We start from the raw sequence: 24,986 nt of genomic DNA, 5'->3' as shown, positions 1-24,986 counted from the left end.
GCCGTAGCACAGCGAATAAGCTGAGCGCGGTATCATTATTAATTATTCAGTCTTTTTTCGATGCTATTTAGCCCGACTGTGGAAGTACAGCATAACGTCCACGCCCCACTTTTAGCGTAGTCCGCTTAGACCGTTTCGCACCTTGAAATAGCTTATTGGAATAAAAACAGCAGGTTATAAAAAGCAGCAAACCGCTGAGAGTGCGGCTGGGATTATTGGTAATTTCGCGAGAGGAAATAGCGGCATGGGGTCATGAAATAAACGTTCACGCTGAATAATCATTATTTCGACGCCCGGCCTGCCGTTTTTTTCCCGGCCGGGCGAAGATACTCCGCGATTAAAAACCGGAACCGGGTTGCTGTAAAAAGGCCTCTTCTTCCGGCGTGCTGATGCGCCCCAATATCGCATTGCGATGCGGGTAACGGCCGAAACGATCGATGATCGCCTTATGACGCAGTTCGAATTCCAGCTGATCGCCGTTATTGAGCTCGGTATACAACACCAGCGCCTGTTGGTGAATCAGCGGCGATTCCGAATGCATGAACGGCAGATAAAGGAAGCCGCGCTGCTCGCGGCTCAGCCGTTCGCACTCGCCGCTGCGGATCGCCTCCTGCGCCATAATCAACGCCATGCCGTCGCAGGCGAACGACTGCGGCGTGCCGCGGAACAGGTTGCGGCTGAACTGATCGAGCACGATCACCTCCGCCAACCGCCCTTCGATGGTGTCGCGCCAGTGCGCCAGCTCCCCCGCCGCCGCCGCCCGCCAGATTTCGCCGAAACGGCTGTGCAGCAGACGATCGAAATCATCGTCCTTTTTGAACCACATCACCGGTTCGATCTCGTCGAACCAGAACTCGATAACCTGTTTATGCATCATGACTCTCCTCTGTTTTACGCAGTTTATACCCGATCGCCCCAGCGCCGCAGTGCGAAAGATGGCGGGCATAACCCGTTCTCCCCCCCGGCGTTCTCTGCCATAATACCCGCACTTTGTCGCTATCATTGCGCACCCTGATTACGGAGTTCCCCTTATGGATCATTGCCATACTTCCGATCTCATCTCCCTGGAGCAAGCGCTGGAAAAAATGCTCGGGCAGATCGCCCCGCTGCAACAGACCGAATCCGTCGCGCTGACCGCCGCCGCCGGCCGCATCACCGCCGCGCCGGTGGTCTCGCCCCTCGACGTGCCGCCGTTCGCCAACTCGGCGATGGATGGCTATGCGGTGCGCCTCGCCGATCTGGCGGCCAATGCGCCGCTGCCGGTCGCCGGGAAAGCCTTCGCCGGCGCGCCGTTCGACGGCCAATGGCCGGCCAACAGCTGCGTGCGCATCATGACCGGCGCGCCGATCCCGGCCGGGGCGGACGCCGTGGTCATGCAGGAACAGGCCGAAGTGAGCGACCAGGGCGTGCGTTTTACCGCCCCGGTAGAAGCCGGCCAGAATATCCGTTTGGCGGGTGAAGACATTCGCCAAGGCGCCAGCGTGTTGCCGGCCGGCGTGAAGCTGGGCGCCGCGCAGCTGCCACTGCTGGCCTCGCTCGGGGTCGCCGAAGTGCAGGTGATGCGTAAGCTGAAAGTGGCGGTGTTCTCCACCGGCGACGAACTGCAGCCGGTCGGCCAGCCGCTGCAGGCGGGCCAAATCTATGACACCAACCGCTTCGCGGTGCGCCTGATGCTGGAGCAGCTGGGCTGCGACGTGCTCGATCTCGGCATTATCCGCGACGATCGCGATGCGCTGCGCGCCGCCTTCGAACAAGCGGACAGCCAGGCCGACGTGGTGATCAGCAGCGGCGGCGTCTCGGTCGGCGAAGCCGACTACACCAAACAGATGCTCGACGAGCTGGGCCAGGTCAGCTTCTGGAAGCTGGCGATCAAACCCGGCAAACCGTTCGCCTTCGGCAAACTGGGCCACGCCTGGTTCTGCGGCCTGCCGGGCAACCCGGTTTCCGCCGCCCTGACCTTCTACCAACTGGTGCAACCGCTGCTGGCGAAGCTGGCCGGCCACAGCGACTGGCGCCTGCCGCCGCGCCTGCGCGCGCGGGCGCTGACGCCGCTGAAGAAATCGCCGGGCCGCCTCGATTTTCAGCGCGGCGTGTTCAGCAGCAACGCCACGGGCGAACTAGAGGTGAGCACCACCGGCCACCAGGGCTCGCACGTCTTCAGCTCCTACAGCCAGGGCAACTGTTTCATCGTGCTGGAGCGCGAACGCGGTTCGGTGGCGGCGGGTGAAACGGTGGAGATCGAGCCGTTCAACGCCCTGCTGAGGAGCTGAACATGTTGCCGGAATTGACCGACGCCGAAGCGCTGCGCTACAACCGCCAGATCGTGCTGCGCGGCTTTGACTTCGACGGCCAGGAGAAGCTGAAGGCCGCCCGCGTGCTGATCGCCGGGCTGGGCGGGCTGGGCTGCGCCGCCGCGCCTTATCTGGCGGCGGCCGGGGTCGGCCATCTGGTGCTGGTGGATTTCGACACCGTCTCGCTCTCCAATCTGCAGCGCCAGATCCTGCACCGCGACGATCGCATCGGCCAGAGCAAAGTCGCCTCCGCCAGGCAGGAACTGAGCGCCATCAATCCGCATATCCGCATCGACGCCATCGACGGTCGTCTGGAAGACGATGCGGTTGCGGCAGAGATCGCCGCCTGCGATCTGATGCTGGACTGCACCGATAATGTGGCGGCGCGCGACGCGCTGAACCGCCAGTGCCACGCGCAGCGCAAACCGCTGGTTTCCGGCGCGGCGATCCGCATGGAGGGCCAGCTCAGCGTGTTCACCTATCAGCCGGGCGAGCCCTGCTACCGCTGCCTGAGCCGGCTGTTCGGCGACAGCGCCCTCACCTGCGTCGAAGCGGGCGTGATGGCGCCGCTGGTCGGCACTATCGGCACCCTGCAGGCGATGGAAGCCATCAAGCTGCTGGCCGAGTATGGTCAACCGCTGCGCGGCAAGCTGTTGATGTTCGATGCGATGAGCATGCAGTTCCGCGAGATGAAACTGCCGAAGGATCCGCACTGCGAGGTGTGCGGCGGAGAATGACGGATAAAAAAAGGGCGGGGTAATTCCCGCCCTGATGCGTTGCCGCGAGGGTTACACGATGCCCTGGCTGCGCAGATAGTCTTCGTAGTTGCCGGTAAAGTCGATCACCTTGTTCGGGGTGATTTCCAGAATACGCGTCGCCAGCGAGCTGACGAACTCACGGTCGTGGGAGACGAAGATCAGCGTGCCTTCGTACATCTCCAGCGCCATGTTCAGCGATTCGATGGATTCCATATCCAGGTGGTTGGTCGGTTCGTCCATCACCAGAATATTTGGGCGCTGCATCATCAGCTTGCCGAACAGCATGCGACCCTTCTCACCACCGGACAGCACCTTCACTTTCTTCTTGATGTCGTCCTGGCTGAACAGCAGACGGCCCAGCACGCTGCGCACCGCCTGCTCGTCGTCTTTTTCCTGCTTCCACTGGCTCATCCAGTCGAACACGGTCAGGGTGTCGTCGAACTCGTATTCGTGATCCTGCGCGTAGTAACCGATACGGGCGTTTTCCGACCACTTGACGGTGCCGCTGTCCGGCTGTGCGTCGCCCACCAGCGTTTTCAGCAGGGTGGTTTTACCGATGCCGTTGGCGCCCAGCACCGCGACCTTCTCGCCCACTTCCACCATCAGGTTCAGCTTGCTGAACAACGGGCCTTCATCGAAGCCCTTGGTGAGCGCTTCCACTTCCAGCGCATTACGGAACAGCTTCTTGTCCTGCTCGAAGCGGATGAACGGGTTCTGGCGGCTGGAGGCTTTCACCTCTTCCAGCTGGATCTTGTCGATCTGGCGAGCGCGCGAGGTGGCCTGCTTGGATTTGGAGGCGTTGGCGCTGAAGCGGCTGACGAACGATTGCAGCTCATTGATCTGCGCCTTCTTCTTGGCGTTGTCCGCCAGCAGACGCTCGCGCGCCTGGGTGGCGGCGGTCATGTATTCGTCGTAGTTGCCCGGGTAAACGCGCAGTTCGCCGTAGTCCAGATCCGCCATGTGGGTACAGACCATGTTCAGGAAGTGACGGTCGTGCGAGATGATGATCATGGTGCTGTTGCGCTCGTTGAGCACGTTTTCCAGCCAGCGAATGGTGTCGATGTCCAGGTTGTTGGTCGGTTCGTCGAGCAGCAGGATTTCCGGATCGGAGAACAACGCCTGCGCCAGCAACACGCGCAGCTTCCAGCCCGGCGCGATTTCGCTCATCGGGCCATAGTGCTGCTCAACCGGAATACCCACGCCGAGCAACAGTTCGCCGGCGCGCGCTTCGGCGCTGTAGCCATCCATTTCGCCGTAGGCCACTTCCAGATCGGCCACTTTATAGCCGTCTTCTTCGCTCATCTCCGCCAATGCGTAGATGCGGTCGCGCTCTTCCTTCACCGCCCACAGTTCGGTGTGGCCCATGATCACGGTATCCAGCACGCTGTACTGCTCAAAGGCGAACTGATCCTGACGCAGTTTACCCAGGCGCTCGTTCGGATCGAGGAACACGTTGCCGCCGCTCGGTGCCAGATCGCCGCCGAGGATTTTCATAAAGGTGGACTTGCCGCAGCCGTTGGCGCCGATCAGGCCGTAACGGTTGCCGCCGCCGAATTTGACAGAGATGTTTTCAAACAACGGCTTACTGCCGAACTGCATGGTGATGTTGTTAGTGCTTAACACAGCGCTCGCTCTTTATACATAGGGAATGTGATTTGGCGCGCATTATGCCACAACGGGGTGCAGAGATCGCGGGAAGTTTCGGTGACATTTTGAGCGCCTGCGGCATCCGATCCTTTTCGCAGGCGGCATAGCTGAATTAACGCGGCGGGAACTTCGCGGCAATCATCGCCGCCGTCGGCTGTACGCCGCCCAGGCTCCATTGTTCGGGCGCATGTTCATCGATTCGGACCCAAACCGACTGCCTGAACGCCGGATCGCCTCGCCCTTCTATCTCCACCAACAGTTCGGTAATGCGGGACAGCAACTCGCTTTTTTGCCGTTCATCCAGCATGCCTTTCACCGTTTGCACATTAACAAATGGCATTATACTCTCCTTGAATATAGATAAGTCTAAAAACAAGACTTAGATTAGCGAAGGAAAATGCCCATGTCAAAATCTCCCGATCTCCCTACCGTTTCTCTTGCCCTGTGCGGGCTGGCGCAGGCCGCGGATCTGCTTGGCGATCGCTGGACGTTACTGATCCTGCGCGAGTCATTCTACGGCGTCCGCCGTTTTGAAGAGCTGCGCGAGAATATCGGTGCTTCACGCCAGGCGTTGAGCAACCGTCTGAATGCCATGGTAGAACAAGAACTGTTGGCCAAACGCGCTTACCGGGAGCCGGGCGAGCGCGAACGACATGAATATATCTTGACGGACAAGGGGCGCAGCCTGGGGCCTATCCTGGTTGCGCTGATGGCATGGGGCCACCGGCATATTCTGCATGACAGCCCCCACGTTCAACTGGTGGATAAACGCAGCGGGCTGCCGGTGCAGCTGGCATTTATCGATGCGCAGGCGCACGTAGTGCCTGAAGACGCGCTGCAAATGTCGGCCGTTGAGCTCCCCCCGGCCTGACTTACCCATTCTGGTCTACGCTTGATACCAGACTGATTTAGGACAAGGATGCTGAACCATGCCACACCTCTATAACACCGCGCTGCTGATCGGCGCCGCGCTGAGCGCCATCGCCGCGCTGCTGCATATCTGGGTGATCGCCGCCGGGCCGCGCGGCTACCGGCTATGCGGCGCCGGCGATCGCTTCATTAAGGCGGCGGAAGCGGGTAAAAAGTTCCCGGCCGTCGTCACCGCCGGTATCGCGCTGGTGCTGTTTATTTGGTCGCTGTATGCGCTTTCCGGCGCGGGCCTGATCGCGCCGCTGCCGCTGCTGCGGCCCGCGCTGTTTATCATTACCTTCATCTACCTGCTGCGCGGCGTCGCCGGCCCCTTCGCCCTGCGCGATACCGGCCGCAGCCAGCGCTTTATCGTCGTCAGCTCGCTGATTTGCCTCGGCTTCGGGCTGGTGCATCTGCTGGGGATGACGCAGCGCTGGGGGGCGTTGGCGTAACGCCCTGTTCCTGCAAGACGGCGATAAACGCCTGCGCGGCGGCGCTGCGGTAAGCGCCTTTGCGCTGCAGCCACACCGCCTGCCGCACCGGCATGGCGTTGGCCAATGCCACTTTTTTCAACTGCCAGTTCTCGCGCGCAATCGCGGCCGGCAACAGCGTAGCGAGCTGCCCGCGCCGCACGATCTCGACGATGGCGCCCAGCGCATTGGCCTCCACCGCCACCTGCGGCCGAAACCCCAACTGCGTGCAGTAGCGATCGATAAACTGCCGCGTGGCGAAGTCGCCGCTCAGCAAGGCCAGCGGCAGATGCTGCCATTCCGCCAGCGTCAGCGGCCGACGCCGCGCCGCCAGGGGATGTTCAGCGCCGACCATCAGCTCCAGCGTTTCGCTGAACAACGGCATCGCTTCCACCTCCGCCGACTGCGCCATCTCAAAGGCAATCCCCAGATCCAGCCGATCCTGCGCCAGCAGCGCCTCGATCCGCTCTTGCGCCATCTCCTCAATGCTCAGCGTAATCCCCGGGTAGCGGCGATAGAACGCATCAATCGTCGGCCCCACCAGATAGGCGGTGAACGTCGGGGTCATCGCCAGCCGCAAATGGCCGCGCGCCAGCGTCGCCACGTCATGGATCGCCCGCGCGCCGGCGTCCAGATCCTGCAGCGCCAGGCGCGCATAGCGCATCCAGGCCTCACCGGCGTCGGTGAGCTGCACCCTTCTGCCGCTGCGATCGAACAGCGGCGCTCCCAGCGCATCCTCCAACTGTTTGATCTGTTGGGAGAGCGTCGGTTGCGAGACGTGCAGCGCTTCGGCGGCGCGGGTGAAATTGCCCTGTTCGGCAACGGCCAGAAAATATCGGATATGTCGCAGCAGCATAGCGCCCCAGCTATTAGTAAAACCTATAGCCGGCATTATAAATGGGTCTTAGCCCCTATAACCAGAAGCGTTCATCATGCCGTCATCGCTTACCTCCCAGGGAGAAAAACAATGAAAGAGGTGATTGAAGGCTTCCTGAAGTTTCAGCGCGAAGCCTTTGTTGAACGCACGGCGCTGTTTCAGCGGCTGGCGACCCGCCAAAACCCGCGCACGCTGTTTATCTCATGTTCCGACAGCCGCCTGGTGCCGGAGCTGGTCACCCAGCGCGAGCCGGGCGATCTGTTCGTTATCCGCAACGCCGGTAACATCGTGCCGTCTTTCGGCCCCGAACCCGGTGGGGTGACCGCCTCGGTCGAGTACGCCGTCGCCGCGCTGGGCGTGGAAGATATCGTGATCTGCGGCCATTCCGACTGCGGCGCGATGACCGCCATCGCCACCTGCCAGTGTCTGGATCACCTGCCGACGGTCGCCGGCTGGCTGCGTTACGCCGATTCCGCCAAGGCGGTCAATCAGGCTTATCCGCACGCCTGCGACGAAGCCCGGGTCGCGTCGATGGTGCGCGAGAACGTCATCGCCCAGCTCAACAACATCAAAACGCATCCTTCCGTCGCGCTGGCGCTGGATCAGGGCCGCCTGGCGCTGCACGGCTGGGTCTATGACATCGCCAGCGGCGCTATCGAGGCGCTGGACGGCGAAACCCGCCGCTTCGTACCACTCGCCACCCATCCCGAGGTGACCGCCACCCCGGCGATCGCCCGTTTTTAAGCCGACAATAAGGAGCTAACATGACACACTCTCTGCATAACGCCGCCCCGCGCGAAGCGCTCACCGACACCATCATGGCCGCCAAAATTCGCCATAACCTGACGTTCGAAGCGCTGGCCGAGGGCACCGGTCTCAGCCTGGCGTTCGTCACCGCCGCGCTGCTCGGGCAGCATGCGCTGCCGGAACCGGCGGCGCGCACGGTAGCGACCAAGCTGGGGCTGGACGAAGAGGCGGTGCTGCTGCTGCAAACCATCCCGCTGCGCGGCAGCATTCCCGGCGGCGTGCCGACCGATCCGACCATTTATCGCTTCTATGAAATGCTGCAGGTTTACGGTTCCACGCTGAAAGCGCTGGTGCACGAGCAGTTCGGCGACGGCATCATCAGCGCCATCAACTTCAAGCTGGATATCAAAAAGGTCGCCGATCCGGAAGGCGGCGAACGCGCGGTGATCACCCTGGACGGCAAATACCTGCCGACCAAGCCTTTCTAATTGGCCTTTCGCCGGCGGCCTGCGTCGCCGGCAAATTGACAGCCAACCGGCCATTGGCTACATTATCTGCGCTGAAACGCCACCCTGGCGTTTTTCACTGCCCGAGGCCTGTATGTTGGAGATTGTAACCACCCGATAGTCGCTTCCTTGCCGTATGGCGAGGGACTCTGACGTATCCGACGCGCGTTTGCGCGGGGATGCGCGTATCTGGGGTTATTACAGGATCTCCCAACATGAACATTTCCAAAGCGGAACAACGCGTGCTGCACGTGTTGGCCAAAGGCGGCTATATCGCCTTCACCCGCAACGACGCCGGTCGCGTCACCCACGTCGAATGCTACACCCGCGAAGGGCTCGGCCTGGCCGACTGCTCGCTGGCCGTCTTCACCAAGCTCAAAACCAAACGCCTGATCCTCTCTCGCCAGGGGCGCCCTTATCGCGTCACCTTCGCCGGGCTCAAGGCCGTGCGGGCGCAGCTGGATAACCGTTAATCATCGATACCGGCCGGGCAGGCAGCCCGGTCGGCACAGCCTTATTTAATCAGGATATAACCATGAACATCACGTTACGCCACGAAACGCCGGCCGACGTCGGCGCCATCGCCACCCTGACCGCCGCCGCGTTCCTGCATGCCGAACACAGCAGCCACACCGAGCAGTTTATCGTTAATGCGCTGCGCGCGGCGGGAGCCCTCACCCTGTCGCTGCTCGCCGAGCAAAATGGCACACCGATCGGGCACGCGTCCGTCTCGCCGGTCGTACTCAGCAATGGCGCCGCCGGGTGGTACGGGCTGGCGCCGGTGTCGGTGCTGCCGGCCTGTCAGAGCCAGGGGATCGGCAGCCGGCTGATCCGCCAGTTGCTGGCCGAGCTGCAGGAACGCGGCGCCGCAGGCTGCGTGGTGCTGGGCGATCCGAACTATTACGGCCGCTTCGGCTTCCAGGCGCAGTGCGCGCTGACCCTGCCGGGCGTGCCGCAAGACTACTTCCGCGCCGTCGCCTTCCAGGGCGCGCTGCCGTGCGCGGAGGTCACCTTCCACAACGCGTTTAACGCCGAAGCCTAACCCTGTTGCCGGCGCCGTCATGGCGCCGGTTTTCAGTCCCGTTCGCCATAACGCAAGACGGTCATCCCTTCCTCTTCCGCCGGGGGAACAAAATACTGCGCCAGATGCTCAAACTCCGCCTCACTCAGTGTAAACGGGTGCTCACCGCGCGCGTTTCTCAGCGTTATCCGGCTCAGGCACTGCGCATGGCTGACGTCGAGAAAATGCAGGCAGTGCGCGACGCCGGCCTCCTCCGCCAACGCTTTGGCCCAGCGCCGCCTGTCCGGCGTATTCATCGGGAAATCGAGCGCCACGGACCAGCCGCCGCGCAGCAGCTGAACGAGGTGCCCGCCCAGCGCCCGCCGTAACCGTTCGGAACAGCGCGCGTAGTCTTGCAGGTTGGCCATCTCCTGTTCATACAGCGTCGCCAGCCACGCATCTTCACTCAGCAACAGCGTTTGCGGCTGCTGGGCCAAACGCTGCGCCAACGTCGATTTGCCTGCGCCGGCCTTGCCGCACATCAGGTGTAAAACTGCAGGGTAGGTTTTCATGACGTTCTCCGGTCGTTGCCGGAAGGGGATAAAAAAACCCGCCTACCGGCGAGTTTTTATTGGCGACACACGCGCTATCCCACCCTCTGGAGAAGGGTGATAATAATTTTCGCGAATGGGCGGTGGGATTTTTTCATAGCTAATGAATATGACAACCGTGCAGCGTTGTCAATTCGCCGTCATCAATCCCTGTTCTCGCACAAACTCGGTGAATAAACTCACTTTCTGCTGCACATGCCGGCGCGTCGGGTAAACCGCGAAGACCTGATGCACGTCGGCAATCTGTTCAGGGAACAGCCGCACCAGTCTGCCGGCAGCGATCTCGGGATCCGCCACAAACGACGGCAGCGAACCGATGCCCAGTCCCGCCACCAGCATATCCCGCAGCATCAGGCTGTTGTTGGCGATCAGCCGGGGAGTGAACGTCACTCTCAGGCTCTCCTCGCCGGCGGTGAACTGCCACTGCCCCGGTTTTTCCGCCAGGGAATAGGCCAGACAGCTGTGTCGCTGCAATTCCTTGGGCGTTTGCGGCACGCCGTGCTGCGCCAAATAGCCGGGCGCGGCGCAAATTCGCTGGTGCACGTCACCTAACGCCCGGGCGCTGAGGGAAGAATCCGGCAGTCGGCGGCGAATGCGCAAGGAAATATCGAACCCGGCCGCCACCACATCCAATACCCTGTCGTCCAGCGTCAGTTCCACCTGCAGCTGCGGGTAACGTTGCATAAACGGCGGCAGCAGCGGCGACAGCACCGTCAGACCGAACGAGAGCGGCGCATTGACCCGCAGCGTGCCGGAGACCTGCTGCGCGCTGGCGGCAACCGTCTGCTCCAGCGCGTCGAACTCGCCAAGCAACCGGCAGGCTTCCTGGTAATAGAGCTGCCCGGCTTCGGTCAGGCTCATGCTGCGGGTGGTGCGCACCAGCAACAGCGTTCCCAACCGACTTTCCAACTGCTTAATCTGCTTGCTCAACGCCGCCGGCGTGATCGCCAGATCCTCCGCCGCCTTATAGAAACTGTTGCGCTCAACCACGCGGCGAAAGGCGCGCATCGTCAGTAGCACGTCCATATTATGTCCTACAGGTTAATTATTAATTCAATAAAACACAGATTATTAACCTCAACAACCTCAGTAGACTTTATTCAACCACTTCCCTGAGTGGGAAGTGAATTTAATCTACTGATAATCATGGAGTTAATAATGAAAAAGACCCTGTTCGCCTTGATGCTCGGCCTGAGCGCCGCCACCGCCCCCGTCGCCGCGCTGGCGCAATCCCCCGCCGCCGATAGCCGCCAGACGGGTTATGTGCAACCGCTGACCGCCGAGAACAGTCTGCTGCTGCTGGTCGATCTGCAGGACATGTTCGGCATGACCATTTCCTCTATCGACCAAACCAACCTGGTGAATAACGCCACCGGTATCGCCAAGGCCGCCAAGGTGTTCAACGTGCCGACCATTCTGGCCTCGGCCAACGCCAAAAGCTTCGCCGGGCCGGTATTCCAGCAGGTGACGCAGGCACGTCCGGATCTGCAGGTGTACGATCGCACCGCCATCAACGTCTGGCAGGATCGGCGCGTAGTGGATCTGATTAAACAATCCGGCCGCAAGAAAATCATCATCGGCGGATTGTGGACCGCCAGCTGCGTGATGCTGCCGGCGCTGTCCGCCCTGGGCGAGGGATATGAGGTTTATATTCTGTCGGACGTCACCGGCGACATTACGCCAGACAGCCAAAACAACGCCATGCAGCGCCTGATACAGGCGGGCGCCACGCCCATCAACTGGGTGGCGTTGATGCTGGAATGGCAGCAGGACTGGAGCCGCAAAGCCACGGCGGGAGGCGTATTGCAGATCGCCCGCGACCACGGCGCTGCCTGGGGGATGGGCGCCAGCTACGCCGGGGCGATGAAGGTGGGCAGCGAAGCGAAATAACGGACGAAGAAAGCCCGCCGGCGGCGGGCTTTTTCTCAGGTGCGGTGATAGCCACGGCTATCCTGCGGCGCCTGATCGCGTCTCTCCAACCCGTAGTCCCGCACCACCTCCGCCACCCGCAGCCGATACTGCGCCAACACCTCGCCACGGCCGCGCGCCTGCGCCGCGCGATGCTGCTCGAGATTGCGCCACTGCTGCACCGCCGCCTCGTCACGCCAGAAAGAGAGCGACAACAAGCGCGCAGGATCGGCCAGGCTTTGAAAGCGCTCGATGGAAATGAATCCGTCGATCTGCGCCAGCAGCGGCTTCAGCGCCGCCGCCAACTCCAGGTAGGTATCGCGCTGCCCATCGGCGGCCTGCAGTTCAAAAATCACGGCGATCATTATCTTCTCCTCTCAACGGTAAAATTACGGTACGCGCGCAGGGTAAGAATGGCGCCACTGCACCGGTTTCAACGCCCGCTCATCAATATCCAGCGAATACGGCCGCACAGCACCAAAGTGCGATGACCACAGGCTAGCAATGGACGCACAGCCATACTTCGTCTAACCTCGAAGTATGTATAACATCGAGATAGAAGATCGTTTAGCGGCGCTGAGCGCCGCCATCGCCGACCGCACCCGGGCGCGCATGCTGTGCCTGTTGATGGACGGGCGCGCCTACACCGCCACCGAGCTCAGCGCGGCGGTCGAGGTCGCTCCGTCTACCGCCAGCGCACATCTGGCGAAGCTGCTGGAGCAGCAGTTGATTGCCTGTGTCAAACAGGGGCGCTACCGCTATTTTCGGCTGGCCGGGCAACCGGTAGCCGAAGCGCTGGAAGGCCTGATGGCGCTGGCGGGCGTGCCGCGCCCGTCGCTGAAAAGCCGCACGCCCACCTCGCTGCAATATGCTCGCACCTGCTACGACCATATGGCGGGCGAGGTGGCGGTGAAGCTGCACGATCGGCTGCATGCGCTGAACTGGCTGACCGGCGAGGCAGACTACCGGTTAAGCGACATCGGTCAGGCCGCGCTGGCGCGGCTGGGCGTCGATTGCTCCCCCGCGCCGACCCGCCGCCGCTTCGCCTGCGGCTGCCTGGATTGGAGCGAACGCCGATCTCACCTCGGCGGCGCGCTGGGCGCCGCGCTGTTAGCCGCCTTTATCCAACGCGGCTGGATCCTTCGCCGGCTCGACAGCCGCGAGCTGCAGCTGACCCCCGCCGGTAAAAAAGCGCTGGCCGCACATTTTGACCTCACGGTGTAACCCGGCGACAGGGTAGTTTTACTGCAATACTCTAGGGGTACGCTTAAGCGACCCCGCCAACCCGAGGAGTTTCCATGCTCGATTCCACCCAATTCCCGATCGTCAAACGCTGGCCGGCTCAGCATCCAGAACGGCTGCAGCTCTACTCTCTGCCGACGCCGAACGGCGTCAAAGTCTCCATCATGCTGGAGGAGATCGGCCTGCCTTATGAAGCGCACCTGATCGACATCGGCAACAACGAAACCTGGACGCCGGAATTCCTGGCGCTGAACCCGAACGGCAAGATCCCGGCGATCATCGATCCCGACGGCCCCGGCGGCCGGCCGCTGCCGCTGTTCGAATCCGGCGCCATTCTGCTCTACCTGGCGGAAAAGAGCGGCCGTTTCCTGCCGCAGGACCCGGCGCAGCGTTACGAAACCATTCAATGGGTGTTCTTCCAGATGGCCGCCGTCGGCCCGATGTTCGGCCAGCTCGGTTTCTTCCATAAATTCGCCGGGCGCGAATATGAAGACAAGCGGCCGCTGGAGCGCTACAAAAACGAATCGAAACGCCTGCTCGGCGTGCTGGAAACGCGACTTGAAGGCCGCGACTGGATCATGGGCGCGGAGTACACCATCGCCGATATCTCGCTGCTGGGTTGGGTGCGCAACCTGATCGGCTTCTATGAGGCGCGCGAACTGGTGGAGTTCGACAGTTTCCCTCGCGTCGCGCAGTGGCTGGAGCGCGGTCTGGCGCGCCCGGCGGTGCAGCGCGGGCTCGCTATCCCGGCGCGCGCGGCCTGATCGTCAAACGGGATGGCCGCCGGGCCGTCCCGCCTTCCGCTGTCATAAAATTGTCATCCCTCTGCTCTACTCTCCTTTCGTAACAATTTGATGTTATTTACATTGTTGTATTACGACAAGGAGCTTACCCCATGCAACCTGCTGTATCCCTGATCGCCGGCACCGTACTGTCCGCCCTGCTCTGTTCCTCCGCCATCGCGGCGGAAACCTCGGCCAATGCCGATGGCCTGACCGATCGCGCCGCGCGCGGCAACCTCGTCGAACCGGGCGGCGCCCGCCGTCTGACCGGCGATCAGACCGCCGCGCTGAAGGCATCGCTGTCGGACAAAACGGCGAAAAACGTGATCCTGCTGATCGGCGACGGCATGGGGGATTCCGAGATCACCGCCGCGCGCAACTACGCCGAAGGCGCAGGCGGTTACTTCAAGGGCATCGACGCCCTGCCGCTGACCGGACAATACACCCATTACTCGCTGGACAGGAAAACCCACAAGCCGGACTACGTGACCGACTCCGCCGCCTCCGCCACCGCCTGGGCCACCGGGGTGAAAACCTATAACGGCGCGCTCGGCGTGGACGTGAACGGCAAGGATCAACCGACGCTGCTGGAGATCGCCAAGGCGGCCGGCAAGGCCACCGGCAACGTCTCCACCGCCGAGTTGCAAGACGCCACGCCGGCGGCGCTGGTCTCGCACGTCATCTCACGCAAGTGCTATGGCCCGGAGGAAACCAGCGAGAAATGCGCCGCTAACGCGCTGGAAAATGGCGGCCGTGGCTCCATCACCGAACAACTGCTGAAAACCCGCGCCGACGTCACGCTGGGCGGCGGCGCGAAATCGTTCAACCAGCTGGCAAAAAGCGGCGAATGGCAAGGAAAATCGCTGAAGGACCAGGCGGCGGCGCAGGGTTATCAGTGGGTAAGCAACGCCGACGAACTGCAGGCCGTTACCCTCGCCAACCAGCAAAAACCGCTGCTGGGGCTGTTCGCCGACGGCAATATGCCGGTGCGTTGGCTGGGGCCGAAAGCCAGCTACCATGGCAACCTCGACAAACCGGCAGTGACCTGCGAAAACAACCCGGCGCGCACCGCCGCCACGCCAACGCTGGCGGCGATGACCGAAAAAGCGATCGCGCTGTTGAAAGACAACCCGAACGGCTTCTTCCTGCAGGTAGAGGGCGCGTCGATCGATAAACAGGATCACGCCGCCAACCCGTGCGGGCAGATTGGCGAAACCGTCGATCTGGACGAAGCGGTACAAAAAGCGCTGGCCTTCGCCCGCGCCGACGGCAACACGCTGGTGATCGTCACCGCCGACCACGCGCACGCCAGCCAGATCGTCTCCGCCGACGCCAAAGCGCCGGGCCTGACCCAAAAGCTGACCACCAAGGACGGCGCGCCGATGACCCTCAGCTACGGCAACTCTGAAGAGGAATCTCAGGGACACACCGGCACCCAGCTGCGCGTCGCGGCCTACGGCCCGCACGCCGCCAACGTAGTGGGCCTGACCGATCAGACCGATCTGTTCTTCACCATGCGCGATGCGATGGGTATCAAGTAACCGACCCCTGAACGATGGCCGCCCGCCACGGCGGCCATTTATTATTGGTTACCGCTAGGTATTTGCAATTTAACCGCAATTATTGTGTGATAACGAAATAACGTCTAATTACGCGGCAATTAACCCATGAAAATAACGCGGTTATACGGCCTTTCTTCCCTCTCTGTTTATTCCTGCGACAGCAACCGGCCGTTTTTTGCTTATATTCATTTTTTTTAGTTACAAAAGTAGTTTTTAACATTCTCGCAAACAATAATACCCCGCCAGTAACGTGAACCGATCAATTTGCATCCGGACGGCCTGCAATAGTTCACTTTTCGTTAAATACCCTATTAACAAAAAGGCATTATTGCTGCCTATCGGCTTTCGCCGGGCGGTCGGCTTCATTATTTCCAGGGTAACTCCCGCTAAATTCTTTCACCTGCAATGAGTAGAATTTACACACAAGAGATTTAATTCAATGAGAAAATTACTCGTCCTGATTTTCAGTCTCAGCCTGTTTGGCGTTACGCAACAGGCGGCGGCTGAAGAGAAGAATAAAACCGTCGACGTGGTTCTGATCGGCGGCGGCATCATGAGCGCCACCTTGGGTACCTATCTGCATGAGCTGGAGCCGACCTGGACCATCGACATGTACGAGCGCATGAACGGCGTAGCGGAAGAGAGTTCCAACGGCTGGAACAACGCCGGTACCGGGCACTCCGCCTTCAGCGAAATGAACTACACGCCGGAAAAAGCCGATGGCACCATCGACATCAGCAAGGCGGTGAAGGTCAACGAGTCTTTCGAAATCTCTCGCCAGTTCTGGTCTTATCAGGTGAAAAACAATGTCCTGAAAGATCCGAAATCTTTCATTAACAGCGTGCCGCACATGAGCTTCGTGTGGGGCGACGACAACGTCAACTTCCTGCGTAAACGCTATGCGGCGCTGCAGCACAGCACCCTGTTCCGCGGCATGGAATACTCCGAAGATCCTGCGCAGATCAAGCAGTGGGCGCCACTGGTGATGAACGGCCGCGATCCGGCGCAGAAAATCGCCGCGACCCGCATGCCGCTGGGTACCGACGTCAACTTCGGCGTGATCACCCACCAGCTGGTTGACGCGCTGAGCGCCAGCGACAAGTTCAAGCTGAACCTGAGCCACGAAGTGCGCGACATCAAGCGCAACGCCGACCAGACCTGGAGCGTGACCGTTGCCGATCTGAACCGCGACGGCAAAGAAACCACCGTTAACGCCAAGTTCGTGTTCATCGGCGCAGGCGGCGCGTCCCTGACCCTGCTGCAGAAGTCCGGCATCCCAGAAGCCGACGGCTACGGCGGCTTCCCGGTCGGCGGCCAGTTCCTGGTCACCACCAACCCGGAGATCGCCAACCAGCACCTGGCCAAAGTGTATGGCCTGGCCAGCGTAGGTTCACCGCCGATGTCCGTGCCTCACCTGGATACCCGCATGCTGGACGGCAAGCGCGTGCTGTTGTTCGGGCCGTTCGCCACCTTCTCCAGCAAGTTCCTGAAGAACGGTTCGCTGTTCGATCTGATGCACTCGCTGAGCACCTCGAACCTGATGCCGATGACCCACGTCGGTCTGGATAACTTCGATCTGGTGAAATACCTGGTCGGCCAGCTGATGATGAACGACGACGACCGCTTCGCCGCGCTGAAAGAGTACTTCCCGGACGCCAAGCAGGAAGACTGGAAGCTGTGGACCGCGGGCCAACGCGTACAGATCATCAAGAAAGATGCGGATAAAGGCGGCGTGCTGCAGTTCGGCACCGAAGTCGTCAGTTCTGAAGACGGCAGTATCGCCGCTCTGCTGGGTGCTTCGCCGGGCGCTTCTACCGCTGCGCCGATCATGCTGCATCTGATGGAAACCGTGTTCAAAGACAAAGTGGCGACGCCGGAATGGCAGAGCAAGCTGAAAGAGATCATCCCGTCTTACGGCCACAAGCTGAACGGCGATATCGAGATGACCAACAAGATCCGCGGTTACACCAGCAGCGTGCTGGGTCTGAACTACATTGAAGTGAAACCGGAAACTAACTGATTCCCCGTGGTTTCCTGCTGACAAGGCCGCTTTATGCGGCCTTTTTTCTATACCCCTGCCGCTCAAAGAGCATTTTTGGCCACCTATTTACCCCCGGTTTACCCTTGCGTAACGGCGTAGTCGCGCCTATTATCAAAGTATATTCTTGGATAATTAAGCTAAGTCACTGTGACCTGAATGTCGTTTTTGCGGGAGAACTAAAACCATGGATCGCGTCAATATCATTCACGATTTACTAGACTGGATTGAAACTCATCTGGACCAACCGCTGCTGCTGGATAACGTCGCCGCCAAGTCAGGCTACTCCAAATGGCACCTGCAGCGCATGTTCCGCAGCACCACCGGCCACGCGCTCGGCAGCTATATCCGCGAGCGGCGCCTGTCGCAGGCGGCGCAGGCGCTGCGCTCCACCCCACGCCCGATCCTGGATATCGCCCTGCAATACCACTTCGATTCTCAGCCGTCGTTCTCGCGCGCCTTCAAGAAACAGTTCGGCAAGACCCCGGCGGTCTATCGCCGCACCACCCGCTGGGACGTCGCAGAGTGGCCGGCGCAGCCGGCGCAGACGCAGACAGAGCAACACCGCGACGCTCCCGCCTTACCGCACTGGTTTGCCGGCAAACTGCCGGAAGGCGTATGCACCAGCTGGATGGGGCTGCGTTAATCCTCATGGTAAAGGCACAAAAAAGGGTTCAGTTCGCGAGAACTGAACCCTTTCTTTATTGACGAGACACCGAATTATTTGAAGGTGACGTCAATATTCGCCGATGCGCTGAACGGCCCCACTTTCGGGTTGGTGCTCAACCATTTCAGGCTGGCCATAAAGTTCTTTTCAACGATGGTGCCGTTGACCAGGCCCAGATCGACCGGACTGTTCATCATGATCGGCGTATTCGGCGTCGCCGCCTGCGAGATCAAAATCCCGAAACCGCTGTCGCTGGTCGGCAGGATCACGCTGTTATCCTGCAGTGGATAGGTGGTGCTGAAGCTGGCCTGCAGCGTCTCCCCCTGGCAGTCCTGTCCGGTCGTCGGATCGGACATATTGGCGGCCACCGAGAACGGTACCTGTTTCTCGATTTTACCCACCACCGCATTCTGACGCGGGATAGTACCGAAATTCACCGTCGAACCGTTGTTGGCCACCACAGTAATTTTTGGGTTGCAGGAAATAAACTGAATGTTGCCCAGCCCGGAAATGTAGGCGTTAAAGTTACTGTTCGGCGTGCCGTTCAAGCCGCCGACGCCATCAACCTGAAATACCGAGTACGAGTTGTTGTCGTTGATCTTGCCGCCGGCCGGCGGCGCCTTGCCGGTTGCTTTAATGTAGATGGCGTAAGACACGGTTACCGTCAGCGATCTGGCCGGAGACAAACAACGGCTGCCCGAACGGCGACATTCCGTGCCGGGACCGACGTCCTGACGTGCGCCTTTAGTCGGTTTGACATCAATCCCCTGATAAGTGACACCCACTTCGATCGAATTATGGATCTGACTCATCCGGGACTGCGGATCCCAGTACAGGTAGGCGTTCTCCCCTTTCGGGTTGTTCCAGTCATCCGTACATTGGAAGGTCGAGGTAAAGGTCTGCGAACGCCACAGCAACGCGCCCGGCGCGGTATTGGCAGTCGACACCTTGATGGCTTTATCCAGCACGATATCCTGGCGAATGCTGCCGTTCTGCTTACAAGACAGCGCATAGCTGCTCTGAGAAAACGCGCCCAGCGTGACCAGCAGCCCAGCCGCCAACCCGAGATTCTTGTGCTTTAACAAAGAAGACATATCCTTTCCTTTTACGGTTTTCCGCAGGTCAGCGAAAGTTCCTGATAACCCATCAGCTGTTCGGTCGCCGCTTTCAATTCCGGCACCACCAGTGAGCAGCTTTCGCCCGCGTCGTTGCCCCATTTCACCAGCAGGCGATCCCCTGCGGAAGCCCCTGAAATATAAATATCGCCGTTGGTACCGACAGTACCGTTGTTCTTGCCGTCCGCACTGAAGACGTTGGCGCCAATCGGCGGTACGCTGCCGTCGGCCATCTTGCTGTGCACCAACAGGCTTTGGCCCGTGTGCGTTTCAAACTTCACGCGGGTGATTGCGCCGTAAGTCGGCACCACGTCTCGCGCCGCCATCGGGATATCCAGGCCGTTGCCGATATCTTCGGTGCGCAGCGCCACGCGGTTATGACGGTATGGCGACGCCGAGGTCATTACCGCGTAACCGAAGCGGTCGATGGCGACGCCCGGTTGGTTTTCGATGCGAACGCCTTTGGCGTCTTTGGCTTCCACCAGCACAAAGGTGTTCTGCAGCGGCTGGGTCAACGTCACGCCGCCGGAGTGTGCGACGATGCCGCCCGCCACGCCCAACGAAGATTGTTGATAATCTTTGCTGTAGCTGTAACCGGCATTGATGTTCCCCATGCTGCCCTGGTAACCGACGTTGGCCGAGCTGGTTTGGCCCGAATAACGATCATGGCCGCTTTGCACCGCATAGTTCAAGCGGTTGTCATCCAGCGCGGTACCGCTCAGGCCGGCGCTGTAGGTATTGCCGCTCTGCTTGCTGTGGCCGGCGTTGAAGCTGGCGGTCATATCCGACGAATCCTTGCTGAAGAAGCTGAACGGAATCGATACGGTCAGGTTGACGCTGCGATCTTTATAGCCGTAGTTGCTGCGGCTGTCCTGATAGAAGACGCCATAGCTGATATTTTTATAGCTGCTGTTAAAACCGGTCTGAACGGTGCGGTCTTCGCCGGATCCGCCCCAGTAAGACTGGTTGCTGAGGTTGGCGTACAGCGTCGAATTACCGGCGATGCGCTGGTTGACAGACAGCTCAACGCGCTGGCGTTTGTTGTTGAACCGGCTGGTATAATAACTGCGACGGCGCGACTCCGCCCAGTCCGGCACGCCCAGGTTGCGATCGTTTTGATCGTAGTAATCGTTACGGTAATAGCCGTTCTCATAGCGTTCGCGCTCGGCAACCGCATCGGAGAAATCATAATAGCCGGAGGTCGAGTAACGGTAACCGGCAATGCGGAATTCCGTCCCCCAATCGTTGAGCGACTTGGAATACAGGAAACGGAAACTTTCCCCTTGCTTGTCATCGCCGTTCACCAGGTTGGTGTCGGAATAGGACATATCAAAGGAAACGGCCCCCCAGTTCCCCAGGTTTTTACCCAGGCCCACAACCGCTGAACGGTAGTTTTCCGCCACCAGCACGCCGCCGTAAGGCGTGATGTCATACGACATGCCGTGCGACAAGGTACCTTGTACAAACTTGGGCTGATAGCGGCTGGTGCCGTCGTGGTATTTACCGGCGGTCAGCTGATAGTTCCAAATCCCTTCGCGCAGCATGTTCGGCACCGAGGAGAATGGCACGACGAATGAGGTTCTCGAACCGTTGGCTTCGATGACCGTCACATCCAGGTTACCGCTCAAGGTGCTTGGGAAAATGTCCGTCAGCGCAAACGGCCCTGGCGGCACGTTGGTACTGTAAATGGTATAGCCGTTCTGACGCACTTCAACGCGCGCGTTGGTCGTCGCCACACCGCGCACCACCGGCGCATAGCCGCGCTGGCTTTCCGGCAGCATGTCGTCGGCGCTGGACATCTGCACACCGCGGAACTGAATGCTGTCGAAAACATTGTTATTGGTGTTGGTCTGGCCGATCACCAGACGGCTGCGCAGAGAAACGATGTCCGTTTCCGCCCAGCTGGAAATGTTCTTCCAATGCGTACCGGCGCCCGACTGTTGGTTCAACGTCGAGTTGTTGCGCAGGCGCCAATCGCCGATATTGAGGCCGTTGTTGAGACTCAAAAAGTAATAGTCTGAGGTCTTGTCGTTCTGGTTGTTGCCGTAGCGGTTATGAGTGCCGCTAAAGTTATAGTTAACAAAGCCGGCATTGATGCCACGATCGTAAACTTTCGGTGAAATGGCGCCTTGCGGACGCGGGATCAGAAACACCTGCGGCACTTCCAGATCCATACGCTGTACGGCGGCGTCATAGTTCAGCTTGGCACCGGAGATCTGCTGCGGCAATGCGTAGCATTGCTCGGCACCTGCGGTGGTCAGATCGCCAGGCAGCTTTACGCCGTAATCCTGATAGTCCGCCGCCGTCAGGCACGGGGCGACAGGAGAGTCCTTGGATTCTTTCTTGAACTCGATTTCACGGTGATCGATACGCTGCCCGTTGAGATAGATATCAAACGGATATTTACCCGGCAGAATATCATCCCCGCTGGCCAACGACGCCACCTGGGCGATATTGTCATCGCCATGGATGAAGGAAGTGTTGAACTGCTCCTCCGCCATGGCCATATGTGAGAATGAAAAAGGCACAGCAGAAAAATAAATTACACCATTAATCAGCTTCACCAAACGTTTTGGCGCGAGGGTTGTTATTCTTTTGTGTGCCATTTCTTTCATTCCTTGAAGTGCTTCAAATCAATTCAGTGCGACGTTTTTAATCTCGGTGTGACCGCCATAGTCGTTGATATAGGTAAACGACATATTGCTGGCTGATTGCGCCCCCTGAGGCAGGGAAATACGCAGACTGTCGTGTGGCTTGACCATGTCGGCGTTCACTTTCCAGCTTTTACCGCCGCTCTTGAGGTTCAATACGCCCAGCGTGACGAACAGCGGGCCATCGTTGGTCACGACCAAATTGCCGCCCTGGCGCGTCCATTTCAGCGCTTCTGCCTGCTGCTGCAGGTTGGTTTTCAACGAATCCGGGCGGTAGAACAGCTTGATACGGGTACGGATCGCCACCTGCAGCACGTTATCTTGCTTAGGCGTTGGCGGAATTTCCTGTACGTTAACCCAGAGCAGAGATTCTCTGTCCTGCGGCAAACCGCTGCCGGAATAAATAAAACGCAAAATGGCGTCTTTCTTGGCAGCCAGCTTCAAAATGGGTGGTGTCACCACGATCGGCAAATTCTTAGGCATCTGGCTTGCGTCGCCAGTATCCAGCCAGGTTTGCACCATGTAGGTATCGTCGCTGTCATTGCTGATTGAGAGCGATGCGGATTTACTTGCACTGTTATAGATGACACGCGTCGCATCAACCTGAATGCCGGCAAAGGCATTAACAGAGAATGCGAATAAAATACCAGTCAGAATTTTTTTCATCGGAATGTCTCAACTCTCAAAATTTAGCCATCCTTGGCCAATAACTCTATCTATCCTGCCAGCGAATTATTTGTATTCGATGGTGAAGGTAGCGTTAGAGTTTGCCTGACCGGCAGTTACCAGATCCTGGAAGGATTTGTAACGAGCGCGCAGGTTGAAAGTCGCAGCGCCTGGGTTATCGCCATCAGCAGCAACAGTTACGGTAGCTGGGGTAGCCACTTCCTGAGAGATTGGCAGAGTAGAACCGTTGTTATCCAGAATTTCAACGCCAACGCCAGTTGCGCCGCCAGTTACAGCCAACAGCTCTGGGTGGCCAGCTGGAGTGTTACCGTCGAAACGCAGGGTGTAGTTACCCGCTTCACATTTCTCCAGGCTAATATCGAAAGCTTTAGCACCGCTGGTAGAACCGGCAGTTGGGAAAGCGGTGGTAGGATATTTACCCAGGTAAACTTCTTTATTCTGGTCTTTATCAACAACTTTACAGGTGGACTGTACAATTTCACCGGTGAATTTAACGTTGCCGTTTGCTGCCATTGCGTTGGAAGCAGTTGCAGACAATACCAGGGCAGCCAAAGGCAATAATACTTTTTTCATTTCCAGCTCCATAGAACAATAAAATAATCGATTCAGTGGCGGGCTTATATATATATTGCCGCCACTGAGCATACACTCAGCGATAGCACTCCCTTGCTGAAAAGGAGCGTTGCCTCGATGAACTCATTGCCGGACGAAATATAGACTAAGCATATTCTTAATGTTAAATCGTTTAAAACATTCATAAGCCCCCTCTTGATAGGAATAAACTATCGGCGGATACCTATCGATCGATGTTGACGATTCATATGAATAGGAATAATCTGTGTTTGGGAAAGCTGCAGAGTTCAACATTTTGCGTTAAGGCCTGAAAATCAGAATATTATCCCGAATATTTACATTTAGTAACAGATTGCGACGTTTGGACTTTGGCACGAATTCCGCGTTAAATGGTCTGTCGACACGTTTCGGCCATCCTGACGCTTTAAATAAGAAATTTACCAAAAAATACGGAGTAACTTTCTTTTTAATCATTTAAAATCAACAAGTTAAATATCAATCCAAGGATTGGGAAATGAGCGGTTCTTTCAGAGAGAAAAATAACGGCATTAATTATGTTTTCCAGCCAATGTTCGCGAAATCGGGACAATTGCTGGCCGTTGAATGCCTGTCTCGCTTTACGTTTAATAGCGAATATGCCCATTTTTCTCCTGAACAGTTCTTTCGCCATGCCGACAGCGCTACCCGGATTGAGATTTTGATGGATCAGATAAATCTGATCGATAAATACAAACACTGGTTTCATGAAAACCAAGTGATAGCCACTTTGAATGTTGACGATTATTCCCTGCAATCGCTGGCGAATACTCACTTTGCCGAAAGAATTAATGCCCTGCGCTGTATTCATTTTGAGATCAGCGAGAATTCAACCCGGCTGGTGAAAGATCGCGTGCACGGCGATCCGTCATTGAATAGTTATTCATTTTGGCTCGATGATTTTGGTTCTGGCTATGCGGGTTTTTCCGCGTTGTACAACAGCCAGTTCCGCTTCGTTAAGCTCGATCGTTTTCTGCTTTGGGACTTTATGAAAAAGTCCGGCGGCGAGGGCTTGATGCGCGCGTTACTGCGCTTCTTTTACCTTAATCATTACAAGGTAATTATCGAAGGAGTTGAAACTCCCGAACACAAGAAATGGCTGGATGAAATGCCATATTACGCACTGCAGGGAAAGCTGTGGAAGGAATCCAGCATCAAGGATTTGAACTCGCTTCTTACAGCTGAATACTTTTAACTCGGTATTGGTGTTTGCCCTATGTCTAAAAACAACGTTCTTGTGATTAGTGAGTGTAAGTACAGCTATGTTGGCCTGTCGGTGCTGTTGAAGAAACACTACGGCGCGTACGATATCCGCCTGTTTTCCGATTTCATGCACGGCGGTGCCAAAGCGGAAAAGATCACCAAGCACGATATCGCGCTGATTTTCACCTCGCAAAACCTGGAGCAGAGCGTCAACGTGATCGAAAGCCTGGTGTCCCTGCACCAGCAGTACAACAGCAAAACGCGCCTGTTGGTGTTCTATGACGACGAGCGCGTGGTGAAACTGCTGTCGATCCTGGGGATTTCCGTCGAGTTGGTCTCCACCCGCATTCCGCTTTATTCGCTGCAGGAAAAAATCCAGCGGCTGCTGGAAAGCAAAGAGCCGGGCGGTATCCGGGTGCAGAAAACCCGCGAGCTCAGCCCGGCGGAAAGCGACGTGATCTTCAATCTGCTGCGCGGCGACAGCCTGCTGCATATCGCGGAAAAACGCGGCACGCACCCGAAAACCATCTTCTCGCAGAAATACAGCGCGATGAAAAAGCTGCGGCTGCGCAGCATGAGCACCATCTTCGTCGCCGGCAAATAACACGCCCTGGTTTGTTGCGCGGTACGCCGCGCGGCAACCCGCCCCCTCGCCGAGTTAAATTAATGTAACAACCGGCGACAAAGCAGCAACAGACACACAACA

At 58.6% G+C, this 24,986-nt stretch carries 27 protein-coding genes; 16 read left to right on the top strand and 11 right to left on the bottom strand.

What is annotated here, in order from left to right; translation table 11 throughout:
• Window positions 1-337: 337 nt before the first annotated feature.
• Complete coding sequence (locus tag ACP3TA_RS13330) at window positions 338-874, bottom strand: DUF924 family protein (RefSeq protein WP_033642433.1); 537 nt, start codon at window positions 872-874, stop codon at window positions 338-340.
• Between the two features lie 157 nt (window positions 875-1,031).
• On the opposite strand from ACP3TA_RS13330, the gene moeA reads away from it, so the two are divergent.
• Together moeA and moeB are read left to right on the top strand one after the other, a co-directional pair.
• Window positions 1,032-2,270, top strand: a complete 1,239-nt coding sequence (gene moeA / locus ACP3TA_RS13325; RefSeq protein ID WP_122004020.1) for a molybdopterin molybdotransferase MoeA — start codon at window positions 1,032-1,034, stop codon at window positions 2,268-2,270.
• Window positions 2,271-2,272: 2 nt separating this feature from the next.
• Window positions 2,273-3,028, top strand: a complete 756-nt coding sequence (gene moeB, locus ACP3TA_RS13320) for a molybdopterin-synthase adenylyltransferase MoeB (protein WP_426784303.1) — start codon at window positions 2,273-2,275, stop codon at window positions 3,026-3,028.
• Between the two features lie 51 nt (window positions 3,029-3,079).
• Here the strand turns inward: moeB and ACP3TA_RS13315 are convergent, their stop codons facing one another.
• Window positions 3,080-4,672: an ABC-F family ATPase gene (locus ACP3TA_RS13315; RefSeq protein ID WP_033642430.1), complete on the bottom strand. Its 1,593-nt coding sequence runs from the start codon at window positions 4,670-4,672 to the stop codon at window positions 3,080-3,082.
• Between the two features lie 136 nt (window positions 4,673-4,808).
• On the bottom strand, window positions 4,809-5,036 hold the full coding sequence (locus ACP3TA_RS13310) for a tautomerase family protein (RefSeq protein ID WP_033650586.1): 228 nt from the start codon (window positions 5,034-5,036) through the stop codon (window positions 4,809-4,811).
• A 63-nt stretch (window positions 5,037-5,099) separates the two neighbouring features.
• Here ACP3TA_RS13310 and ACP3TA_RS13305 point away from each other — a divergent pair, with 63 nt between their 5' ends.
• Together ACP3TA_RS13305 and ACP3TA_RS13300 are read left to right on the top strand one after the other, a co-directional pair.
• Window positions 5,100-5,567, top strand: a complete 468-nt coding sequence (locus ACP3TA_RS13305; RefSeq protein ID WP_206196184.1) for a winged helix-turn-helix transcriptional regulator — start codon at window positions 5,100-5,102, stop codon at window positions 5,565-5,567.
• 58 nt (window positions 5,568-5,625) lie between these two features.
• On the top strand, window positions 5,626-6,057 hold the full coding sequence (locus ACP3TA_RS13300; protein WP_033637706.1) for a hypothetical protein: 432 nt from the start codon (window positions 5,626-5,628) through the stop codon (window positions 6,055-6,057).
• On the opposite strand, the gene cynR is transcribed toward ACP3TA_RS13300, so the two are convergent.
• Window positions 5,981-6,931, bottom strand: a complete 951-nt coding sequence (gene cynR, locus ACP3TA_RS13295) for a transcriptional regulator CynR (RefSeq protein ID WP_426784302.1) — start codon at window positions 6,929-6,931, stop codon at window positions 5,981-5,983. The two genes, ACP3TA_RS13300 and cynR, sit on opposite strands and share 77 nt — an antisense overlap.
• A 111-nt stretch (window positions 6,932-7,042) precedes the next feature.
• Between cynR and ACP3TA_RS13290 the strand changes: the two genes are divergently transcribed.
• The 4 genes from ACP3TA_RS13290 (at window position 7,043) to ACP3TA_RS13275 (ending at window position 9,247) form a co-directional block, all read left to right on the top strand.
• Window positions 7,043-7,696, top strand: a complete 654-nt coding sequence (locus tag ACP3TA_RS13290) for a carbonic anhydrase (protein ID WP_033642426.1) — start codon at window positions 7,043-7,045, stop codon at window positions 7,694-7,696.
• A gap of 20 nt (window positions 7,697-7,716) precedes the next feature.
• Window positions 7,717-8,187 carry a cyanase gene (cynS, locus tag ACP3TA_RS13285; RefSeq protein ID WP_042784021.1) on the top strand — a complete coding sequence of 157 codons (471 nt, stop codon included), beginning with the start codon at window positions 7,717-7,719 and terminating at the stop codon, window positions 8,185-8,187.
• Window positions 8,188-8,420: 233 nt separating this feature from the next.
• Window positions 8,421-8,678: a YjhX family toxin gene (locus ACP3TA_RS13280; protein ID WP_004939031.1), complete on the top strand. Its 258-nt coding sequence runs from the start codon at window positions 8,421-8,423 to the stop codon at window positions 8,676-8,678.
• A gap of 62 nt (window positions 8,679-8,740) precedes the next feature.
• Window positions 8,741-9,247, top strand: coding sequence for a GNAT family N-acetyltransferase (locus ACP3TA_RS13275; protein WP_426784301.1), 507 nt, complete (start codon window positions 8,741-8,743; stop codon window positions 9,245-9,247).
• A 32-nt stretch (window positions 9,248-9,279) separates the two neighbouring features.
• Here ACP3TA_RS13275 and ACP3TA_RS13270 read toward each other — a convergent pair whose 3' ends face one another.
• Together ACP3TA_RS13270 and ACP3TA_RS13265 are read right to left on the bottom strand one after the other, a co-directional pair.
• Window positions 9,280-9,777, bottom strand: coding sequence for an AAA family ATPase (locus ACP3TA_RS13270; protein WP_426784300.1), 498 nt, complete (start codon window positions 9,775-9,777; stop codon window positions 9,280-9,282).
• A gap of 168 nt (window positions 9,778-9,945) precedes the next feature.
• Window positions 9,946-10,842: a LysR family transcriptional regulator gene (locus ACP3TA_RS13265; protein ID WP_060659749.1), complete on the bottom strand. Its 897-nt coding sequence runs from the start codon at window positions 10,840-10,842 to the stop codon at window positions 9,946-9,948.
• A gap of 132 nt (window positions 10,843-10,974) precedes the next feature.
• On the opposite strand from ACP3TA_RS13265, the gene ACP3TA_RS13260 reads away from it, so the two are divergent.
• Window positions 10,975-11,706 carry an isochorismatase family protein gene (locus ACP3TA_RS13260; protein ID WP_206196179.1) on the top strand — a complete coding sequence of 244 codons (732 nt, stop codon included), beginning with the start codon at window positions 10,975-10,977 and terminating at the stop codon, window positions 11,704-11,706.
• Window positions 11,707-11,741: 35 nt separating this feature from the next.
• On the opposite strand, the gene ACP3TA_RS13255 is transcribed toward ACP3TA_RS13260, so the two are convergent.
• Window positions 11,742-12,089 (bottom strand): antibiotic biosynthesis monooxygenase family protein, encoded by a 348-nt coding sequence (locus tag ACP3TA_RS13255; protein ID WP_033642418.1) that lies wholly within the window; start codon window positions 12,087-12,089, stop codon window positions 11,742-11,744.
• A 175-nt stretch (window positions 12,090-12,264) separates the two neighbouring features.
• On the opposite strand from ACP3TA_RS13255, the gene ACP3TA_RS13250 reads away from it, so the two are divergent.
• From ACP3TA_RS13250 to ACP3TA_RS13230, 5 genes are all read left to right on the top strand, one after another.
• Window positions 12,265-12,948 (top strand): ArsR/SmtB family transcription factor, encoded by a 684-nt coding sequence (locus ACP3TA_RS13250; protein WP_033642417.1) that lies wholly within the window; start codon window positions 12,265-12,267, stop codon window positions 12,946-12,948.
• Between the two features lie 74 nt (window positions 12,949-13,022).
• The gene (locus ACP3TA_RS13245; protein WP_033642416.1) at window positions 13,023-13,730 is read left to right on the top strand and encodes a glutathione S-transferase N-terminal domain-containing protein; all 708 of its coding nucleotides are present in this window, start codon (window positions 13,023-13,025) and stop codon (window positions 13,728-13,730) included.
• Window positions 13,731-13,861: 131 nt separating this feature from the next.
• Window positions 13,862-15,289 carry an alkaline phosphatase gene (phoA, locus tag ACP3TA_RS13240; protein ID WP_197822061.1) on the top strand — a complete coding sequence of 476 codons (1,428 nt, stop codon included), beginning with the start codon at window positions 13,862-13,864 and terminating at the stop codon, window positions 15,287-15,289.
• A gap of 460 nt (window positions 15,290-15,749) precedes the next feature.
• Complete coding sequence (locus ACP3TA_RS13235) at window positions 15,750-17,330, top strand: malate:quinone oxidoreductase (RefSeq protein ID WP_033642414.1); 1,581 nt, start codon at window positions 15,750-15,752, stop codon at window positions 17,328-17,330.
• Window positions 17,331-17,535: 205 nt separating this feature from the next.
• On the top strand, window positions 17,536-17,994 hold the full coding sequence (locus ACP3TA_RS13230) for a helix-turn-helix domain-containing protein (RefSeq protein WP_033642413.1): 459 nt from the start codon (window positions 17,536-17,538) through the stop codon (window positions 17,992-17,994).
• 74 nt (window positions 17,995-18,068) lie between these two features.
• Here ACP3TA_RS13230 and ACP3TA_RS13225 read toward each other — a convergent pair whose 3' ends face one another.
• The 4 genes from ACP3TA_RS13225 to ACP3TA_RS13210 form a co-directional block, all read right to left on the bottom strand.
• Complete coding sequence (locus ACP3TA_RS13225) at window positions 18,069-19,109, bottom strand: fimbrial protein (RefSeq protein ID WP_033642412.1); 1,041 nt, start codon at window positions 19,107-19,109, stop codon at window positions 18,069-18,071.
• Between the two features lie 11 nt (window positions 19,110-19,120).
• Window positions 19,121-21,736 carry a fimbria/pilus outer membrane usher protein gene (locus ACP3TA_RS13220; RefSeq protein ID WP_033642411.1) on the bottom strand — a complete coding sequence of 872 codons (2,616 nt, stop codon included), beginning with the start codon at window positions 21,734-21,736 and terminating at the stop codon, window positions 19,121-19,123.
• Between the two features lie 27 nt (window positions 21,737-21,763).
• Window positions 21,764-22,447, bottom strand: a complete 684-nt coding sequence (locus ACP3TA_RS13215; protein WP_033642410.1) for a fimbrial biogenesis chaperone — start codon at window positions 22,445-22,447, stop codon at window positions 21,764-21,766.
• Window positions 22,448-22,513: 66 nt separating this feature from the next.
• A complete protein-coding gene (locus ACP3TA_RS13210) occupies window positions 22,514-23,041 on the bottom strand; it encodes a fimbrial protein (RefSeq protein WP_004939088.1) in 528 nt (175 codons plus the stop codon).
• Window positions 23,042-23,555: 514 nt separating this feature from the next.
• Between ACP3TA_RS13210 and ACP3TA_RS13205 the strand changes: the two genes are divergently transcribed.
• Together ACP3TA_RS13205 and ACP3TA_RS13200 are read left to right on the top strand one after the other, a co-directional pair.
• Entirely contained in the window at window positions 23,556-24,272 is a 717-nt protein-coding gene (locus tag ACP3TA_RS13205) for an EAL domain-containing protein (protein ID WP_016928483.1), read from the top strand.
• Between the two features lie 21 nt (window positions 24,273-24,293).
• Entirely contained in the window at window positions 24,294-24,884 is a 591-nt protein-coding gene (locus ACP3TA_RS13200; RefSeq protein ID WP_004939094.1) for a LuxR family transcriptional regulator, read from the top strand.
• The last annotated feature ends 102 nt before the right edge of the window (window positions 24,885-24,986 follow it).

It is taken from the genome of Serratia sp. 2C06, assembly GCF_050037615.1.
GTDB lineage: Bacteria > Pseudomonadota > Gammaproteobacteria > Enterobacterales > Enterobacteriaceae > Serratia > Serratia ureilytica.
The sequence above is the reverse complement of the archived record's forward strand: the minus strand, read 5'-3'. Positions and strand labels throughout refer to the sequence as shown.